We start from the raw sequence: 16,124 nt of genomic DNA, 5'->3' as shown, positions 1-16,124 counted from the left end.
GGCAGTAACGGCGCGCATTATGCCACTATGCAGAACCATCAGCGAGCCGCAGGCACTTTAAAAGGCAGCGCTTGAAAAGCCGCCTCACGATACGCGCTCACTTGGGCGCCCTCCGCTTGGCAAAATTGGGCAACACCCGCCGCCAAGCCGGGATGGTTCATATAGTGCAGCGAACGAACGCGTTGAGGGGCGAAACCGCGTACTAACTTATGTTCCCCCTGGGTACCTGGGTCAAAGCGCGTCAGCCCATTCTGCAAACAGTACTCAATGCCTTGGTAATAGCAGGCTTCAAAATGCAGACAATCGGCCTCCACTTCACTTCCCCAGTAGCGGCCATACAGCGTGTGCTCACCACGAAAATAGAGCGCCGACGCAACCGGTTGGCCATTCAACTGCGCCTGCACCAGCATCAATGTTTCGGGCATGGTCTGGCGTAACCGTTCAAAAAAGGCATGATTTAAATAGGGCGAACGACCGCGCTCCAGATACGTCATTGAATAACAGCGATAGAAGTGCGTCATTGTTTCCTGGGTGATCTCCTGGCCCTCCAGGCGCACCACATTTAGCCCCTGTTCGGCCACCAAGCGCCGTTCACGCTTGATCATTTTTCGCCGTTTGGATGTCAGGCTTGCCAGGAAACCATCAAAGTCGCCAAAACCTGCGTCCTGCCACTGGAATTGAAGCCCTTCGCGGACCGTTAATTGGGGAAACTGCGCCTGCCAGGCCGTCACGTCATGCTCATCGGCAAACAATAAATGCCAGCTGGAGAGCGCCTCCTGGTGACAAAGCGTTTGCCAGGCTGACGCTAACAGAGCACGGATAGCCTCAGCATTTAGATGGCTAGCAAGTAGCGTGCGCACCCCCGGAACGGGAGTAAACGGGATAGCGCTGAGCGCTTTAGGGTAATAGGTGCCACCGGCTCTTTCGAACGCTTCCGCCCACCCCCAATCAAATACATACTCACCGTAAGAGTGATGTTTACGGTACATGGGCAGTGCGCCTACTAATTGGCCTGCTCGCCAAACGCAGGCATGGCAGGGCTCCCATCCTGTCTCACGCCTCACCGAGCCACTCGCCTCCAGCGCATGCAAAAATGCATGGCGCAGAAAAGGCTGATCGTGGCCGACCAAGGCATCCCACTGGCTTGCCTCAATGTTTTCCATGGCGGATAGAGTAGAGAGTTCTAACGAGCACGCAGACATGATATCTCCCAAGAGCAAAGCGTTGGCGCCCTGTTATCCCGTCTTACTTTATCATTAACGCAGCGTTACCCTTACTATCGACTTAACTATCGACTTAACTATCGTCTTAACTACCGTCTTAGCCTTACGACACGAACATTAACGTAGCGCTTACAAGCCACTATTGCGCCCCAAGACATCCAGGTACGGAAGATAAGGAGCGGTTATGCAGCACGATTTAACAGGTATCTTTAATGCCCAACGACACGCTGTTGATCAAACGCCTTTTCCAACGCTAAGTGTTCGTCGCGCACGATTGGCACGTTTAGCGCAAATGACCAAGCGTCATCAGCATGAGATTGTGCGGGCTATTCAAACGGACTTTGGCCAGCGTAGCGACACAGAAATCCACTTGGCGGAAATTAGTGCCGTGCTACAGGCCATACGTTATGCGCGCCGTCACCTCTGGCGCTGGATGCGCCCCTGGCGCGTCGGTGTGCCTTGGCGCCTGTTACCGGCACAAGCACGCATAGCCCCGCAGCCATTGGGCATCGTTGGGGTTATTTCCCCCTGGAATTACCCGTGGAGTCTTGCGCTACTGCCCGTTATTGACGCCTTTGCCGCCGGTAATGTTGTCATGCTAAAGCCCAGTGAGCTAACACCTCACACCAGCACCTTGCTCGCTCGCTTGGCTTGCCAATATTTTACCCAGGATGAACTCGTCGTCATTCAAGGAGATGCATCGACCGCTCAGGCATTTAGCAAGCTGCCCTTTGATCACCTGGTGTTTACCGGTTCGACCAGCATTGGACGTCACGTGGCTAGTGCTGCGGCAGCCAACCTTACGCCAGTGACCTTGGAGCTAGGCGGTAAATCCCCCGCGCTGGTGGCAGGTGATGCCGATATAGACAAAGCGGCCATGGCCATTATATTTGGCAAGGGACTTAACGGTGGGCAAACGTGTTTGGCACCCGATTACGTTCTTGTAGAAAGCCGCCATCTTGAGTCCCTGGTTAGCGCACTAAGCCGTGCTATTGTCCAGCAGCGCCCTGATAGCAGAGAAGCAACCAGCCCGATCAATGATGCCCATCGCGCACGCGTAGAGGGCCTGCTGACAGAAGCCCGTAACCACGGCTGCCGAGTCATTGATCATGGCAACCATGCCCCTGCGCTGGTTATCGACCCCACCCAAACACTTTCTGTGATGCACGAAGAGATTTTTGGCCGCGCGCTCCCCGTTATCGGTGTTAAAAATATGGAGGCGGCGATTGGGTTTGTGAATGCACGTCCGCACGCTTTAGTGGTATATGCGTTTACTAATGATAAAACGCTTCAAGCGCGGTTACTGCAACAGACTCGTTCCGGTGCGCTTGTCTTTAATGAAACACTGCTCCATCACGCGGTCCCCACCTTACCGTTTGGCGGCATCGGTGAAAGTGGCATGGGGGCTTATCATGGGCGCCACGGTTTTGAGCGCTTTAGCCATTTACGTGGTGTGTTTTATCAAACGAAACACGCTACCAGCAGAATTTTGCAGCCGCCCTACCGGCGCTGGCTTATGAAACTGCTTCGTTTACGTTAAAGCTTATTCATTAGGGGCTATGGGCGTTTCATTGCAGAGATATTGGCAGGATAAGAGCAACCTCGCAGAGTAGAGGCTCCGGCACTGATTGCCGAGTTACCTTCTGGCGCGGCGCTAGTGGCTGATAAAGGCTATAACAGTGGTGCTATGCAGCCCCTAATAAAAACGCCGTTGATCGCCAACTTGCCGTTATGATTACCCAATTAGCCTACGCGGTGGGTTGTGATATTGTGGCAGAAGGGATTGGAACCGCCGAACACGCCGCCGATTTACACTCTATCGGTTGCGAAGCAGCGCAAGGGGACTATTATGCTCGACCACTGCCAGCCAATGTGTTTGTTGCCTGGTGTAAAGATTGGACATCACAACTTCCGCCCCACACTGCTTTGGAGCCTGCTTAATGGCGCATGACTTGCTTGACCGCTTACGCGAACGCTTAGAAGAATTAAACCGCTCCGAGCGTAAAGTTGCTAACGTGATCCTGGACGATCCGACAGCCGCTACCAGCTTAAGCATCGCAAGCCTGGCCCAAGCCGCCAGTGTCAGCGAGCCGACCGTTAACCGGTTTTGCCGCAATTTTGGCGCCAAGGGATATCCCGACTTTAAAATCAAGCTCGCGCAAAGCCTGGCGGGTGGGACACCCTACGTGACCCGCGCCGTTGAGCCCGGCGATACGGCGGCCCAATACACGCAGAAAATTTTTGGCGCCACCATTGCCGCGCTGGATGAAGCCCAGCGTGATATTGATATGGCGGCCATTGAACGAATGGTCGACTACCTAACCCAGGCAAAGCAGATTCACTTTTTTGGGTTAGGCGCATCAGGTGCCGTCGCTCAGGATGCCCAGCATAAGTTTTTTCGGTTCAATCTACCGGTCATGGCCTACGCCGATGTATTGATGCAGCGTATGGTGGCGGCGTCCTGCCATACGGGCGATGTGGTGGTGATTATTTCCTACACCGGACGCACCCGTGAGCTGGTAGATATCGCCCGTGTAGCGCGCGAATCTGGCGCTGTTGTGCTGGGTATTACAGCCCCCGCGTCACCGCTTGCCAACGAGTGCAGCGCCACGCTTAACGTGGCAACCCCTGAAGACACCGACCACTACATGCCCATGACGTCAAGGGTGATTCAGCTTACCTTGATTGACGCCCTGGCCACCGGCGTCACACTACGGCGTGGCGAAGACTTCTTACCGCACTTGAAAAAAATCAAGGACAGCCTGCGCGATACCCGCTTTCCGCTGGAATAGCCCAGCCAGCTAGAAAGGCTTTCGTTCTATACGGCGGTGGTCACGGTTATTTCTACTTTTAACTCGTCGGCGGGCATCGGGGCACATACGCAGGTACGCGCTGGCGCGTAGCCTTCGGGCACCCAGGCATCCCACACCTCATTCATGGCGACGACATCGCTGCCATCCTTGAGATAAATCGTGGCGCTTAATAGCTGCTCACGGCTTGAGCCGATCTCTTTTAACAGCGCATCGACACGCGCCAGCATGCTTTCTGTCTGCGCCTTAATATCGCCATGACGCGCCTCAGGCCCCGCGACCTGGCCACATAAATAAGCAACCCCTTGGTGGATAACGGCGCGACTCATGCGGGCCTTGGTATCGTGACGTTCGATAGTCATAGAGCACTCTCCTAAAAATGGGAAAAAAACAGTGTAAACGGCGACTCAGTGACTGACCACGCTTTCCTGTTCAGCGCTCCGTGGGTACCGGCCGATGTTCGAAAACCCGGCGTAACACAAAGCTGGTATGCGCCCCTGTGACACCTTCAATACGGTTAATAACGTGCAGCAGTAAATGCTGATAATCATCCATATCCTGGACTAAAATCTTTAGCTGAAAGTCGGCAGCCTGCCCGGTAATGATCAGACATTCGATCACGTTGGGAATTGTTCGGATGTGGCGTTCAAAGTTCTCAAACCGCTCGGAGGTATGCTGGTCCATGGCAATATGCAGCAGCACCATCAGTTGGTAGCCCAACTGGCGAGCATCTACCTCGGCGCGATACTGCATAATCAAGCCGTGTTCTTCCAGCGCACGCACCCGGCGCAAACAGGGTGATGCCGAAAGGCCAATTCGATCAGCCAATTCCTGGTTACTGATCCGCCCTTCTTGCTGCAGAATAGTCAAAATTTGGCGGTCAAAACGGTCAAGCGTCAATGGTGTCACCGACATAAATAGCAGCCTCTGCTAATAAATTCCAACTTATTAAAATATACTGCCAATTAATGCCATTTTTATCCATTTTTAGCAACAACCTAGCGCTATAAACCCGTTACACTATCCACACTGCCAAAAGCAGTTAACGGTTGCGTGCCATACTCTGCATCATGAGTCTGCACCGATGAGCGTGTTTTAATGCACCAAGGCCTACGCCACAAGCGGCCAATTTCCAAGTCATTAATCCCTTAGGAATCTCACCATGTCTGCTTTCGATCATCGTAAATATCGCCCAGCACCGCGCGTTCCTGCGTTTAACCGCCAATGGCCTGACCGTGACCTTGATCGTGCGCCGATCTGGGTAAGTGAAGACCTACGTGATGGTAACCAGGCGCTGCTAGAGCCGATGACCGTTGAGCAGAAAAAGCGCTTCTGGCACCAGATCGTCAAGGTGGGCATTAAAGAAGTCATGGTGGGGTTTCCTTCCGCCAGCCAACCCGACTTTGATTTTGTGCGCTGGTTAATTGAAGAAGATCAGATTCCTGAGGATGTCACCATCGCGGTGCTGGTGCAGTGCCGCGAGCATTTGATTGAAAAAACCTTTGAGTCGTTAGTGGGTGCCAAGCGCGCTATTATCCACCTGTATAACTCGACCTCGACCATTCAGCGCGAGCGCGTGTTTGAGATGGACCGCGACGGTATTACTGATATTGCCGTTCAGGGCGCCACCTGGGTCAAACAGTATGCCGAGCGCTATCCAGACGTTGCCTGGCGTTTCGAGTACACCCCAGAAAGTTTTTCCAGCACCGAAATCGATTTCTCGCTGGCGATTTGTGAAGCGGTTATGGACGTTTGGCAGCCAACGCCTGAGAACAAGTGCATTCTCAACTTGCCGACGACCGTCGAAGTGGCTGGCCCTCACCACCACGCCGACCAGATCGAATACTTCTGCCAGCACATCAGTCGTCGCGATAGCGTGATTATCTCGGTGCATACCCACAATGACCGAGGCGGGGCGGTAGCCTCTGCGGAACTTGCCTTGCTTGCCGGTGCCGACCGTGTGGAAGGCACGCTGCTGGGTAATGGCGAGCGTACCGGCAACATGGACATCATCACGCTGGCCATGAACCTCTACAGCCAAGGGATTGATCCTAACCTTGATCTTTCCAACCCGGATGAAATCATTCAGGTCGTTCACGAGTGCACCGGCATTGCCATGCACCCGCGCCACCCTTGGGTGGGTGAAATGGTGTACACCGCCTTCTCTGGTAGCCATCAGGATGCGATTCGTAAATCCCTCAAGCACCAGAAGCCCGACGAACCGTGGCAAGTGGCTTACCTGCCGATTGATCCCCACGACATTGGCCGCGACTACCAGGCCGTGATTCGAGTCAACAGCCAGTCCGGCAAGGGCGGCATGGCCTTTTTGCTTGAGCGCGACTATGGCATAAATCTGCCTCGCTGGATGATGCTGGCCTTGGCCCCCTATGTGCAGAAAGAGAGCGAAGAGCGCGCCAGCGAACTCTCAAGCGAGATGATCCGCCAAGTGATGCTCGATAACTTCACCCAGGAAGCGCCACTGTCGCTGGCGGACTATCAGCTTTCCAAGGGCCAGCATGAAGGACTTGAAGTGACCTTATGGCAAGGTAGCGAAACCCTGCGCCTGTCCGGTTCCGGCAACGGTGCCATGTCGGCCTTTACCGATGCCTGGCAGAAGCACTCCGGTGTTAACGTGACGATTATCGACTACAGTGAGCACTCGCTGGGCGGTGGTAGCGAAGCCAACGCCATTGCCTTTGTACAGTTGAGCGTTGATGGCCAGCGCATTTGCGCCGTTGCCGAAGATAGCGACACGGTCAGCGCTTCTTTGAAAGCTCTGATCTCGGGCATCAACCGCGTCTCCACTACAAACGCGGGAGCAGCGCTAAACCACCAGGGCAGCATCCTGTCGGCCTAACGGTCTATAAGTAATATACCCATGCCTTGCGTGACGACCCACGCAAGGCATTTTTCTGCGCCTTGAAAACGCATGTTAGAATTGGCCGCTTATCAGAGACCCCTTTTGTTAGCCGGTGGAGAAAACATGGGTCCGGGCATCGCAAGCATACTGCTTATCGCACTGGGCGGCGCACTCGGGGGAATGGTCAGGTTTGCTCTTTCCAACCTGATAGCGCGCTGGCTGGGCAAGGCGTTTCCCTGGGGCACGCTCGTCGTTAACGCGACCGGCGCGCTGGCCGCAGGCTGGCTACTGGGCAGCCAAGGCCTGCCTGACACACCAACGGCGTTCTGGCTGTTTAGCGTAACTGGCCTACTCGGCGGCTATACCACGGTCTCATCGTTTAGCCTGCAAACTCTTGAACTTTGGCAAGGCGGTCAATCGGGTCGTGCAGCACTCAACGTGGGCGGCACACTGGTGCTGGGCATTGGTATGGCAGCGTTGGGCTGGGCGCTGGCAGGGTACCGCGTATGAGGACTTGGAAATGCTACCTTGCCGTCGGGATTGGTAGCGGCCTGGGCAGCGCACTGCGCTACGCCGTATCGCTGGTCTCCCAAGCTGCCTTGGGTAGCTATTTCCCGTGGGGCACGCTGATCGTCAACGTACTGGGGTCAGGTTTGATCGGCTGGATAGCCGCCACCGCGCTACGTGCACCCCATGGCAAACTGACCTACTGGCACCCGCTGCTCGTGGCAGGTTTTTGCGGCGGCTTTACGACCTTTTCACTGTTTAGCCTGGAAACGCTGCATTTCATTAACCATGGGCAAGGCTGGCTGGGAATTTCATACGTGCTGGTAAGCCTGCCGCTATGGCTATTGGCCGCCATGGCAGGCGAGCGCATGGCGCTTCGCCGCCAATAGCCACTCAAGAAAAACCACTCCGAGAAAACCAATGCGCGAGCAGATAGAAAAACACCAGTGCTGGATTTACCTGGTCTGCATTGGCCTAGGGCTGGCCTTGGGGGTTGTGTCACCGGCGCTGGCCGATGTGCTGGAGCAGTTATTATGGCCGCTGTTAGGCCTTCTGATGTACACCACCTTTAGCCAGATCCCTTTGCTTAGCGTGGTTCGCGGCCTTACCGATGGCCGCTTTATGGCGGCGCTGCTAGTGGGCAACTTTATCGCCATTCCAGCCTTTCTGGGGTTGGTGGTCGCTTGGCTGCCGCTCTCGCCCGCGGTATTGGTCGGCGTATTGCTGGTACTGCTGGTGCCCTGCACCGACTGGTTTATCAGTTTTACCCACTTGGGCAAGGGTGATGCGCCCCGCGCTATTGCAGCCGCTCCGCTACTGTTATTGGTGCAGATGGTCGCTCTACCTATTTATCTCTGGCTCTTTCTGGGATCAGAGTGGTTTCATCTGGCACTCTCCACCTCACTAATCGTTGCTTTTGCGGGCCTTATCCTGCTTCCTCTAGCGCTTGCCGGGCTAACGGAATTTGCGGCTACTCGGCATAGGCGCATCAAGCGCGCCATCTATCATCTGGGCATACTGCCCGTGCCATTACTTGCCTTCGTGGTCTTTATTATTGCAGCGTCACAGGTCAATCACCTGGGCGGGCTGTATCATGTAATGGCTCAGGTCGTGTTTATCTTCATGGGTTTTCTGGTGTTTGCGGGCTGGCTGGGTCGTGCGCTGGGCCGGTTGTTCCGCTTGCCAAACGCCAGCACCCGCACGCTGGCTTTTAGCTTTGGCACACGCAACTCGTTTGTCATGCTGCCCATCGCCCTGGCTCTGCCTGGCGCATGGCAACCCGCAGTCGTAGTGATTATTTTTCAGTCACTGGTAGAGCTTTTTGGAATGATCTTCTATCTACGCTGGGTGCCCGGTAAATTGCTGCCTGACCGTGAGCGAGGCAGCTAGCTAACCCTCGCGTATCCTCCCGCTACACCCTGTTTGCTGAATACCAGTTGCCACAGCTGAATCTCACGTGCTCTAAAGGCTCCCGCACAACTCAACAGGTAGTAGCGCCACATACGATAAAACGTTGGATTAAACTGACCTTTAAACTGGGGCCAATTGGCTTCGCTATTGTGATACCAGGCCATCAGCGTTTTATCGTAGTCAGCTCCAAAGTTATGTATATCTTCCACCACAAAAAGCGTTTCAACCGCATCGGTAATATGGCTTAAGGTAGGCAACTCGCCATTCGGAAAAATGTATTTATCGATCCATGGATCGGACACGGTCGTACCAAGATTTTTGCCAATCGTATGAAGCAAGAAAAGACCTTCATCCTTTAGGCAGCGACTGACCACTTCCATATAGGCGCGATAGTTTTTACGGCCCACATGTTCGAACATGCCAATACTAACAATACGATCAAATCTTTCAGTTTCATCGCGGTAATCCTGTAAACGGAACTCTACCGGCAAGCCTTTTTTGATCAATCGTTTACCAAAATCCGCCTGCTCTTTGGAGATGGTCAGGCCGACACACTCAACGCCATAATGCTCGGCCGCATAAGCCATAAAGCTCCCCCACCCACAGCCGATATCAAGTACGCGCATACCCGGTGCTAACTGCAGCTTTCGGCAGATTAAGTCCAGCTTCGCCTCTTGTGCTTCATCTAGTGTGCACGCGTCTTTCCAATAACCGCAGGTATACGTCATACGCTGGTCAAGCATGGCCGCATAAAACTCATTGCCAAGATCGTAGTGTTTCTCGCCTACTTCCCAAGCCCGCTTTACGCTTTGTCGGTTTAACAACCGAGTACGCAACGCGTGATAAATCAATTGCGTGGGCTTAATACGTTGATGCAATTGCGCGCGCAGCAAGCGGGTAAAAAACACGTCCAACTGTTCGCAGTCCCAGTGCCCCTGCATATAGCTTTCACCTAAGCCCAGATTGCCACGCGCTAGTGCATTTTCGATCACACCAGGCGCTTTAAGCTGCATATCCCAAGGGCGATCGCCGTTGAACTGTATATCAGCCTGGGCCATTAGGCTGGCTGCAAAGCGATGAGAGGAAGAGGTGGGATTAAACGGCTGTGATGTTCGTTCAAGCGTGGGTAGATTCACGTCAGGCTCCTTACGCTACTCAAGAGATGAATAGTTCAAGACACTCTTAAATAAACATAGAAGCTCATTTCAGCATTTGCAGATTTTAATTTTTCCCTTTGTCATTGTTAAAAAGCCGCTCTGCTAACCCGTAGCAAAGCGGCTTATCATAGAGAAAAGAAGGAGACTTAGCGCAAAATAAGAACGGGGATACGGCTGCTACGCAGCATCGCAGTCGTCGTACTGCCAACCAACAAGTGGCGGATGCGCGAGTGCCCGTAAGCGCCCATGACCAAGAGGTCAATCGCGTGCTCTTGCTCGTAGGTTTGCAGCGCATCATCTACGTTGCCGTTGCGGATAGCGCCTTCTGCCTTGTGGCCTGCTTCACGCAGGATACCTAGCGCCCAACCAAGCTCCAGGCGATTCTCTGCATTGTCCGTATCCACCAGTAGTACATGGCACTCGCTGCCTGCAAACAGTGGCGAACGGGCCAGCATTTCCACGCCTTTGCGAGCCGTTTTGCTGCCATCATACGCAATCAATACTTTTTCAGGCTGCTTGAACGTAGCGGGCACCATCAAAATAGGGCGATGCATTTCACGCACCACCCGCTCAAGGTTGGAGCCAAGATGCTCGCTGGCTTGATGAGCCGTCTCGCCGCGCTTACCCATCACCAGCAGGCGCATTTCATTTTCAAGCCCGACCAGTGTTTCCACCAAAGTACCGTTCAGTTGGCGAGTAACTGCGTCGCTAACGCCCTCTTCAACGGCGCGCGCCCGGGCTGCTTCCAGCATCAACCTGCCCTGTTCGCGGTTGACCTTGGCACGCTTCTCATCAAGGCCCAGCAGCTCCTCCAGCAAGCGCTCGCGGGCGCCAAAAAACAGCTGGCCCGAAAGATCCGGCTCGCCTGACACTTCTGAATGGTTATCGGCCACATGCACAAAGGTTAACGGCGCGCCCAGCGCAAGGCTTGCCCAGGCAGCGTAATCGCAAACGGCTTGTGAAAACCGGGAACCATCAATTGCGGCAACTACATGTTCCGGCATGCTGCTCTCCTTTATTAGATGCTTAGTGGCCATCCATCAGTTTTTCGACCGCCTTTTGATCGTTGTGCATCGCGTAGCGGTCAACCACCGTGGCGCTGGCTTCGCTCATCCCAACCAACGTGACGTCAGTGCCTTCACGGCGGAACTTGATAACGACCCGATCAAGTGCCTGTACAGCGGTAACATCCCAGAAGTGCGCGTTGGATACATTGATCGTCACCTTGTCTAGGCTCTCCTTGAAATCAAACGCCGCCATAAAACGCTCGGAAGAGGCGAAGAAGACCTGCCCAACGACCTGATACTCACGCTCTCGGCCCGTCTCTATCTCAGTAGAGCCGATGTACATGATATTGCCAACCTTATTGGCAAAAAACAGCGCTGCCAGCAGCACGCCAACAAAAACCCCGATCGCCAGGTTATGGGTACTTACGGTCACAGCGACCGTCGCCAACATGACAATATTGGTGCTGAGAGGATGCTTTTTAAGATCCCGAATCGACGCCCAGCTAAAGGTGCCTATCGACACCATAATCATGACGGCTACCAGCGCGGCCATGGGAATTTGTGAGACCCAATCGGCTAGAAAAACGACCAACAACAGCAGTACAACGCCCGCAATCAATGTTGATAGCCGCGTACGGCCACCGGATTTAATATTGATCACCGACTGACCAATCATGGCACAACCCGCCATACCGCCCAGTAACCCGGCACCAATATTGGCAATGCCTTGGCCTTTGCACTCGCGGTTTTTATCACTCGACGTGTCGGTCAAATCGTCCACAATGGTCGCTGTCATCATCGATTCCAGTAGACCCACCACACACAGCATCAAGGCGTAAGGCAGAATAATCATCAAGGTTTCAAGGTTAAGCGGGACATTCGGCCACAGGAAAATCGGCAGCGTATCAGGCAGCTCGCCCATATCACCCACCGTGCGAATATCCATGCCGCTCACCATATACACAATGGTTAACACCACGATGCACACCAGCGGCGAGGGTAGCGTTTTACCGATCACCGGCAGATAAGGGAATAAATAGATAATGCCTAAACCGGCCAGGGTCATGACATACACATGCCAAGTGACATTGGTTAACTCAGGTAACTGGGCCATAAAGATCAAAATGGCTAGCGCATTCACAAAGCCAGTAACGACCGAGCGGGACACAAAGCGCATTAGCTCAGCCAGTTTTAAATATCCTGCAATGATCTGAAACACCCCGGTTAAAAGCGTTGCTGCCAGCAAGTACTCAAGGCCATGCTCGCGCACCAGCGTGACCATCAATAGCGCCATGGCACCAGTGGCCGCTGAGATCATCCCCGGCCGCCCACCGGTAAAGGCGATAATCACCGCAATACAGAACGAGGCATAAAGACCTACTTTCGGGTCGACGCCTGCGATAATGGAGAACGCGATCGCTTCGGGAATCAGCGCCAGCGCGACGACCAGGCCCGAAAGGGTGTCGCCTTTAATATTGGAAAACCACTCATGCTTGCTGAAAAGTGCCATTCAGGGAGTCCATCGTTATTGATTAAACAAGACGCGCTAACTCCGCCCCACAGGGCCAGATGTCACGTCATTCAAAACCAGATTGTATGAGTCAGGCTGCAGGATGAAGACGCCAAGAGCGTCAGTAGCCAAATAACAGCAATAGAATGCCGTAACGCCGTGGAAGCGCTTTCGCGCCATGGCGTTTTCGAAAGAGGGAATACCTAGGGTGGAGTCATCAACCCAGTGGTAAGTACTACAGATGTTGCCAATGAGCGTTTCATTGCGCAGATGCCTTGCCGAGATATTTTACGAAGTTACCTTGCCACTGAAGGTTAAGCGGCAGAACCGGTGCAGAGTTTACCAGCAACCTACCTCTTCTGCACCCCAGCGCACTTGAGGCCTGGTGGTATACTGAAATAGCCAGCGCAGGATGCGCTTCAGCGCCACCATCGCTTACCATGGGCATCAAGCGCATAAGGCGCCATCATTGAACCTGGTCAACATTTCGGCCAACGCGTTCCCATCTTCCTGAGGAGTAGCACATGAGCCATTCAATTGCGGTGATTAAAGGCGATGGCATTGGGCCTGAAATTATGGATGCCACCCTGCGCGTGCTCGATGCGCTTGAGTGCGGCTTTGAATACGAGTTTGTGGATGCAGGCCTGTCAGCGCTGGAAAATCATGGAACGTTGATCCCGCAGGCATCGCTTGATGCTATAGAGAAACACGGCATTGCATTGAAAGGCCCGCTGACCACGCCCATTGGCAAGGGCTTCTCCTCCATTAACGTACAGCTACGCCGTCACTTTGACCTTTATGCCAACGTACGCCCGGCGATCAGTTTTCCTGGCACTCGTTCGCGCTTTGAAGACATCGACATGATCACCGTACGCGAAAATACCGAAGGTGCGTATTTGTCTGACGGTCAGGAGATGATCGACGACGGCAACACCGGCATTTCAGTGATCAAGGTAACCCGTAAAGGCTCCGAACGTATTGTGCGTTATGCGTTTGAGCTGGCCAAAAGCAGTGGCCGGAAAAAGGTCACTGCAGTGCATAAAGCCAATATTATCAAGACCAGCTCAGGGCTGTTTTTGGATGTGGCGCGTGAGATCGCAAGCGAATATCCCGACATTGAGTTTCAAGAGATGATTGTCGATAACGCCTGTATGCAGTTGGTGATGAACCCGCATCAGTTTGATGTGGTGGTCACCACGAACCTGTTTGGCGATATTCTCTCAGACCTGTGTGCAGGCCTGGTGGGCGGGCTGGGCTTAGCACCTGGCGCTAATATTGGTGACAGAGCGGCGATTTTTGAAGCGGTACACGGCTCAGCCCCTGACATTGCGGGTAAAAAGCTCGCCAACCCCTGCGCTCTATTGTTGGCTGCCGCGCAGCTGCTTGATCATTTGGGCATGGCAGACAAAGGCGAAACTATCCGCCACGGCATTCGCTCGGTGTTAGAGACCCGCCGTGACATGGTCACGCCCGATATGGGCGGCACGGGCAACACCGATACCTTTGCGCAAGCGCTGGTTGAGTACGTCCACGCCTAACTATTCGGCTTGAATACGTTTCGTTAGCTATTTGCGCCCTTTCATCAAGGGCGCTTTTGGTTACGAGCCCTGCTTGCTCACTGCTAGCCAACCAGCAATCGCACAGCGTGTTGAAGAGGGCGAAACGACCTAAACCACTTACAGCGCGTTATGCGTGATACAGACCAGGCCGCCCAAACCATCGCGGAAGCTCAGCGGCTAACCAAAGCCTTAAACTAACAGACCAAGCGTATCAACAGCGGTTAAATAACGTGTGTTCGCAACATCGTAATGGGTTATCAGGCGCCATTAAAAAAGCCCCAAGGCGTTAATAACCCTAGGGCTTTAGTAAGAACGCTATGACTGCGCGCTTATTTTAGCGATGTTTTACGCAGGTAAGGCAGCACCGCGTCAAACTCACCAAATTTTTGCTTGGCATCGTCATCTGAAACGCTTGGCGGAATAATAACATCCTGACCAACTGTCCAATCAGCGGGAGTCGCCACACCGTGCTTAACGGTTGCCTGCAGGGCATCCAGAGCACGTAGAATTTCAGCGAAATTACGCCCTACCGTCATGGGATAGGTCATGGATAGCTTTAGCTGCTTATCCGGCCCAATGATAAACACCGAGCGTACCGTGGCGCTGTCGGCTGGCGTACGGCCATCCGGCAGATAGGCATCTTCGGGCAGCATATCAAACAGTTTGGAAACCTTGAGGCCTTCATCGGCGATGATCGGAAAATCAACGTCGCTGCCGCTATACCGGGTGATATCGTCGGCCCAGCGTTTGTGATCCTCAACGCCATCAACCGACACACCAATCACCTTAGTGCCGCGCTTTTTCCACTCGGCGCTTAGCGTGGCTACAGCACCAAACTCCGTGGTGCAAACCGGTGTAAAGTCCTTGGGGTGTGAAAATAAAATAGCCCAGCTATCACCAATCCACTCGTGGAACTGGATAGGCCCTTGGCTAGTTTGTGCTTCAAAATCGGGAACGACCGCATTAATACGTAATGACATTGTGCCTCCTTCGCGGGTGATTACTGCTTTTAATACCTTAAACCACCTTTAAGCAATCCACTATAGAACATTTAGTGCTAAGAAAGCGAATATTCACCCGTGCTATTGGCTGACGTTCAAAGGACAGCTCCCGCCACTTTTGAAGCCCCCTTCGCACGGCTAGCCTAAGCGCTAGCATTGGGGACTTTATGCTTTACACGTGTCAGCCAGCGCTGCTTGGCGTGATGCCTTAAATTAGCCACGCTGTCAGTCTCATCAATGATGTCCTGACCCAGGATGGTTTCAATAATATCTTCAAGCGTAATAAGGCCTACAAAGGTGCCATGCTCGTCATACACAACGCGCATGTGCAGATGGTCCTTGAGCATTGAAGCAAAAACCTGCTCTACATTGTGCGCAATATCGACACTGCCAATGGGGTGCATAAGCTCGCGCATGGTTTTGGCGTCATCGGCGTGATATGTATCGGATTTATGCACATAGCCAAAGGCCATTTCACCGTTATCCATAACGGGAAAGCGCGTAAAGGATGTCTTACCGTACTGCTGATCAAATGTTTTGACGTCCATGTTAGGGGGCACTGTCACGCATACCGTTCTTGGCGTCATGGCCTGGCTTACGGCAATGTCATGCAAGTTAAGCATATTGATGATGGTGCGCGACTCGTCGGCATCCAACACCTTTTCCTCAAGCCCTACGCGCGCCAGCACTTTGATCTCATCACGTAGATCAACATCATGCTCTGACGTGCCCAGCCGACGCGTAATCTGCTCCGACATCCAGATAAAGGGCAGTAACCCCACTATCATCGGCTTTAGTAAACGCGGCAAAAGTGGTGCCAGCCCGCGCCAATAAGTAGCGCCAATCGTCTTGGGAATAATTTCAGACAGCACCAGAATCAGCATTGTCATGACAGCAGACACAATGGCAATGGAGGCTTCGCCGAATACCACTGCCGCTTGCGCGCCCACTGCCGTTGCACCAACGGTATGCGCAATTGTATTAAGCGTCAGTATCGCCGCCAAGGGCCGGTCAATGCTGGTCTTAAGCTGATTAAGCGAGGCATGCAGCTTGGGTTTCTCTTCTTTTAGCCTGGCAATA

The 16,124-nt window shown here is 53.5% G+C and carries 16 protein-coding genes; 8 read left to right on the top strand and 8 right to left on the bottom strand.

What is annotated here, in order from left to right; genetic code table 11:
• Nucleotides 1–38 precede the first annotated feature (38 nt).
• Nucleotides 39–1,202 carry a GNAT family N-acetyltransferase gene (locus tag ACT3TY_RS12525; RefSeq protein WP_444628462.1) on the bottom strand — a complete coding sequence of 388 codons (1,164 nt, stop codon included), beginning with the start codon at nt 1,200–1,202 and terminating at the stop codon, nt 39–41.
• 205 nt (nt 1,203–1,407) lie between these two features.
• Here ACT3TY_RS12525 and ACT3TY_RS12520 point away from each other — a divergent pair, with 205 nt between their 5' ends.
• The 3 genes from ACT3TY_RS12520 (at nt 1,408) to ACT3TY_RS12510 (ending at nt 4,015) form a co-directional block, all read left to right on the top strand.
• The gene (locus tag ACT3TY_RS12520) at nt 1,408–2,763 is read left to right on the top strand and encodes an aldehyde dehydrogenase family protein (protein WP_444628461.1); all 1,356 of its coding nucleotides are present in this window, start codon (nt 1,408–1,410) and stop codon (nt 2,761–2,763) included.
• A gap of 191 nt (nt 2,764–2,954) precedes the next feature.
• Nucleotides 2,955–3,164, top strand: coding sequence for an EAL domain-containing protein (locus ACT3TY_RS12515; protein ID WP_444628459.1), 210 nt, complete (start codon nt 2,955–2,957; stop codon nt 3,162–3,164).
• Nucleotides 3,164–4,015 (top strand): MurR/RpiR family transcriptional regulator, encoded by an 852-nt coding sequence (locus ACT3TY_RS12510; protein WP_172117490.1) that lies wholly within the window; start codon nt 3,164–3,166, stop codon nt 4,013–4,015. The genes ACT3TY_RS12515 and ACT3TY_RS12510 overlap by 1 nt, the downstream gene beginning before the upstream one ends.
• Before the next feature lie 26 nt (nt 4,016–4,041).
• Here ACT3TY_RS12510 and ACT3TY_RS12505 read toward each other — a convergent pair whose 3' ends face one another.
• Nucleotides 4,042–4,395 (bottom strand): RidA family protein, encoded by a 354-nt coding sequence (locus tag ACT3TY_RS12505; protein ID WP_193054457.1) that lies wholly within the window; start codon nt 4,393–4,395, stop codon nt 4,042–4,044.
• Between the two features lie 70 nt (nt 4,396–4,465).
• Nucleotides 4,466–4,948: an Lrp/AsnC family transcriptional regulator gene (locus ACT3TY_RS12500; protein ID WP_441679260.1), complete on the bottom strand. Its 483-nt coding sequence runs from the start codon at nt 4,946–4,948 to the stop codon at nt 4,466–4,468.
• 247 nt (nt 4,949–5,195) lie between these two features.
• On the opposite strand from ACT3TY_RS12500, the gene ACT3TY_RS12495 reads away from it, so the two are divergent.
• The 4 genes from ACT3TY_RS12495 to ACT3TY_RS12480 all read left to right on the top strand — a co-directional run bounded on the left by ACT3TY_RS12495 (nt 5,196) and on the right by ACT3TY_RS12480 (nt 8,789).
• Nucleotides 5,196–6,890 carry a 2-isopropylmalate synthase gene (locus ACT3TY_RS12495; RefSeq protein WP_087112007.1) on the top strand — a complete coding sequence of 565 codons (1,695 nt, stop codon included), beginning with the start codon at nt 5,196–5,198 and terminating at the stop codon, nt 6,888–6,890.
• A 126-nt stretch (nt 6,891–7,016) separates the two neighbouring features.
• Entirely contained in the window at nt 7,017–7,403 is a 387-nt protein-coding gene (crcB, locus tag ACT3TY_RS12490; RefSeq protein ID WP_192527400.1) for a fluoride efflux transporter CrcB, read from the top strand.
• Nucleotides 7,400–7,789: a fluoride efflux transporter FluC gene (locus ACT3TY_RS12485; protein ID WP_192527399.1), complete on the top strand. Its 390-nt coding sequence runs from the start codon at nt 7,400–7,402 to the stop codon at nt 7,787–7,789. The genes crcB and ACT3TY_RS12485 overlap by 4 nt, the downstream gene beginning before the upstream one ends.
• Before the next feature lie 31 nt (nt 7,790–7,820).
• Entirely contained in the window at nt 7,821–8,789 is a 969-nt protein-coding gene (locus ACT3TY_RS12480; protein ID WP_192527398.1) for an arsenic resistance protein, read from the top strand.
• On the opposite strand, the gene cfa is transcribed toward ACT3TY_RS12480, so the two are convergent.
• From cfa to ACT3TY_RS12465, 3 genes are all read right to left on the bottom strand, one after another.
• On the bottom strand, nt 8,786–9,946 hold the full coding sequence (gene cfa, locus ACT3TY_RS12475) for a cyclopropane fatty acyl phospholipid synthase (RefSeq protein ID WP_192527397.1): 1,161 nt from the start codon (nt 9,944–9,946) through the stop codon (nt 8,786–8,788). The two genes, ACT3TY_RS12480 and cfa, sit on opposite strands and share 4 nt — an antisense overlap.
• A gap of 167 nt (nt 9,947–10,113) precedes the next feature.
• Nucleotides 10,114–10,971, bottom strand: coding sequence for a universal stress protein (locus tag ACT3TY_RS12470; protein WP_192527396.1), 858 nt, complete (start codon nt 10,969–10,971; stop codon nt 10,114–10,116).
• A 22-nt stretch (nt 10,972–10,993) separates the two neighbouring features.
• The gene (locus ACT3TY_RS12465) at nt 10,994–12,484 is read right to left on the bottom strand and encodes a SulP family inorganic anion transporter (RefSeq protein WP_192527395.1); all 1,491 of its coding nucleotides are present in this window, start codon (nt 12,482–12,484) and stop codon (nt 10,994–10,996) included.
• A gap of 524 nt (nt 12,485–13,008) precedes the next feature.
• On the opposite strand from ACT3TY_RS12465, the gene ACT3TY_RS12460 reads away from it, so the two are divergent.
• A complete protein-coding gene (locus ACT3TY_RS12460; protein ID WP_444628457.1) occupies nt 13,009–14,022 on the top strand; it encodes an isocitrate dehydrogenase in 1,014 nt (337 codons plus the stop codon).
• Nucleotides 14,023–14,372: 350 nt separating this feature from the next.
• Here the strand turns inward: ACT3TY_RS12460 and ACT3TY_RS12455 are convergent, their stop codons facing one another.
• Together ACT3TY_RS12455 and ACT3TY_RS12450 are read right to left on the bottom strand one after the other, a co-directional pair.
• Nucleotides 14,373–15,023, bottom strand: a complete 651-nt coding sequence (locus ACT3TY_RS12455; protein WP_087111990.1) for a peroxiredoxin — start codon at nt 15,021–15,023, stop codon at nt 14,373–14,375.
• 164 nt (nt 15,024–15,187) lie between these two features.
• Nucleotides 15,188–16,124, bottom strand: a 937-nt coding sequence (locus ACT3TY_RS12450; RefSeq protein ID WP_444628455.1) for a CNNM domain-containing protein, incomplete at its 5' end; no start/stop codon positions are given.

It is taken from the genome of Halomonas sp. AOP22-C1-8, from assembly GCF_052378905.1.
In the GTDB taxonomy this organism is placed as follows: domain Bacteria; phylum Pseudomonadota; class Gammaproteobacteria; order Pseudomonadales; family Halomonadaceae; genus Vreelandella; species Vreelandella citrativorans.
The sequence above is the reverse complement of the archived record's forward strand: the minus strand, read 5'-3'. Positions and strand labels throughout refer to the sequence as shown.

What these genes read in the sequence shown, in the direction of transcription:
- ACT3TY_RS12470 (WP_192527396.1), bottom strand. Translation starts at nt 10,971, where the DNA reads ATGCCGGAACATGTAGTTGCCGCAATTGATGGTTCCCGGTTTTCACAA.
- ACT3TY_RS12485 (WP_192527399.1), top strand. Translation starts at nt 7,400, where the DNA reads ATGAGGACTTGGAAATGCTACCTTGCCGTCGGGATTGGTAGCGGCCTG.
- ACT3TY_RS12455 (WP_087111990.1), bottom strand. Translation starts at nt 15,023, where the DNA reads ATGTCATTACGTATTAATGCGGTCGTTCCCGATTTTGAAGCACAAACT.
- ACT3TY_RS12520 (WP_444628461.1), top strand. Translation starts at nt 1,408, where the DNA reads ATGCAGCACGATTTAACAGGTATCTTTAATGCCCAACGACACGCTGTT.
- ACT3TY_RS12465 (WP_192527395.1), bottom strand. Translation starts at nt 12,484, where the DNA reads ATGGCACTTTTCAGCAAGCATGAGTGGTTTTCCAATATTAAAGGCGAC.
- crcB (WP_192527400.1), top strand. Translation starts at nt 7,017, where the DNA reads ATGGGTCCGGGCATCGCAAGCATACTGCTTATCGCACTGGGCGGCGCA.
- ACT3TY_RS12500 (WP_441679260.1), bottom strand. Translation starts at nt 4,948, where the DNA reads ATGTCGGTGACACCATTGACGCTTGACCGTTTTGACCGCCAAATTTTG.
- ACT3TY_RS12495 (WP_087112007.1), top strand. Translation starts at nt 5,196, where the DNA reads ATGTCTGCTTTCGATCATCGTAAATATCGCCCAGCACCGCGCGTTCCT.
- ACT3TY_RS12480 (WP_192527398.1), top strand. Translation starts at nt 7,821, where the DNA reads ATGCGCGAGCAGATAGAAAAACACCAGTGCTGGATTTACCTGGTCTGC.
- ACT3TY_RS12505 (WP_193054457.1), bottom strand. Translation starts at nt 4,395, where the DNA reads ATGACTATCGAACGTCACGATACCAAGGCCCGCATGAGTCGCGCCGTT.
- ACT3TY_RS12525 (WP_444628462.1), bottom strand. Translation starts at nt 1,202, where the DNA reads ATGTCTGCGTGCTCGTTAGAACTCTCTACTCTATCCGCCATGGAAAAC.
- ACT3TY_RS12460 (WP_444628457.1), top strand. Translation starts at nt 13,009, where the DNA reads ATGAGCCATTCAATTGCGGTGATTAAAGGCGATGGCATTGGGCCTGAA.
- ACT3TY_RS12510 (WP_172117490.1), top strand. Translation starts at nt 3,164, where the DNA reads ATGGCGCATGACTTGCTTGACCGCTTACGCGAACGCTTAGAAGAATTA.
- ACT3TY_RS12515 (WP_444628459.1), top strand. Translation starts at nt 2,955, where the DNA reads ATGATTACCCAATTAGCCTACGCGGTGGGTTGTGATATTGTGGCAGAA.